1 rRNA gene is annotated in these 1,606 nt (G+C 51.7%); it reads left to right on the top strand.

Features of this window, described 5'->3' with window-relative positions:
* Positions 1-48 precede the first annotated feature (48 nt).
* A 16S ribosomal RNA gene (locus tag OIK42_RS20365) occupies positions 49-1,581 on the top strand.
* Positions 1,582-1,606 lie beyond the last annotated feature (25 nt).

Genomic DNA, 1,606 nt, shown 5'->3' with positions numbered 1-1,606 from the left:
GGCACTCATTAAGAGTGTCACAACGACAATTCAAAATTTCGATATATTTAATTGAAGAGTTTGATCATGGCTCAGATTGAACGCTGGCGGCAGGCCTAACACATGCAAGTCGAACGGTAACATTTCTAGCTTGCTAGAAGATGACGAGTGGCGGACGGGTGAGTAATGCTTGGGAACTTGCCTTTGCGAGGGGGATAACAGTTGGAAACGACTGCTAATACCGCATAATGTTTTCGGACCAAACGGGGCTTAGGCTCCGGCGCAAAGAGAGGCCCAAGTGAGATTAGCTAGTTGGTAAGGTAACGGCTTACCAAGGCGACGATCTCTAGCTGTTCTGAGAGGAAGATCAGCCACACTGGGACTGAGACACGGCCCAGACTCCTACGGGAGGCAGCAGTGGGGAATATTGCACAATGGGGGAAACCCTGATGCAGCCATGCCGCGTGTGTGAAGAAGGCCTTCGGGTTGTAAAGCACTTTCAGTTGTGAGGAAAGGTTAGTAGTTAATACCTGCTAGCTGTGACGTTAGCAACAGAAGAAGCACCGGCTAACTCCGTGCCAGCAGCCGCGGTAATACGGAGGGTGCGAGCGTTAATCGGAATTACTGGGCGTAAAGCGCACGCAGGCGGTTTGTTAAGCTAGATGTGAAAGCCCCGGGCTCAACCTGGGATGGTCATTTAGAACTGGCAGGCTAGAGTCTTGGAGAGGGGAGTGGAATTCCAGGTGTAGCGGTGAAATGCGTAGATATCTGGAGGAACATCAGTGGCGAAGGCGGCTCCCTGGCCAAAGACTGACGCTCATGTGCGAAAGTGTGGGTAGCGAACAGGATTAGATACCCTGGTAGTCCACACCGTAAACGCTGTCTACTAGCTGTGTGTGAATTTAATTCGTGCGTAGCGAAGCTAACGCGATAAGTAGACCGCCTGGGGAGTACGGCCGCAAGGTTAAAACTCAAATGAATTGACGGGGGCCCGCACAAGCGGTGGAGCATGTGGTTTAATTCGATGCAACGCGAAGAACCTTACCTACACTTGACATGCAGAGAACTTTCCAGAGATGGATTGGTGCCTTCGGGAACTCTGACACAGGTGCTGCATGGCTGTCGTCAGCTCGTGTCGTGAGATGTTGGGTTAAGTCCCGCAACGAGCGCAACCCTTGTCCTTAGTTGCCAGCATTTAGTTGGGCACTCTAAGGAGACTGCCGGTGACAAACCGGAGGAAGGTGGGGACGACGTCAAGTCATCATGGCCCTTACGTGTAGGGCTACACACGTGCTACAATGGTATTTACAGAGGGAAGCGAGACAGCGATGTGGAGCGGACCCCTTAAAGAATATCGTAGTCCGGATCGGAGTCTGCAACTCGACTCCGTGAAGTCGGAATCGCTAGTAATCGCAGGTCAGAATACTGCGGTGAATACGTTCCCGGGCCTTGTACACACCGCCCGTCACACCATGGGAGTGGGATGCAAAAGAAGTAGTTAGTTTAACCTTCGGGAGAACGATTACCACTTTGTGTTTCATGACTGGGGTGAAGTCGTAACAAGGTAACCCTAGGGGAACCTGGGGTTGGATCACCTCCTTACGTAAAGTCGTTGGACGACTTGATG

The sequence above is a fragment of the Alteromonas gilva genome, from assembly GCF_028595265.1.
In the GTDB taxonomy this organism is placed as follows: domain Bacteria; phylum Pseudomonadota; class Gammaproteobacteria; order Enterobacterales; family Alteromonadaceae; genus Alteromonas; species Alteromonas gilva.
Note: the sequence above shows the minus strand (reverse complement) of the source record. Positions and strands in the feature narration are given on the sequence as shown.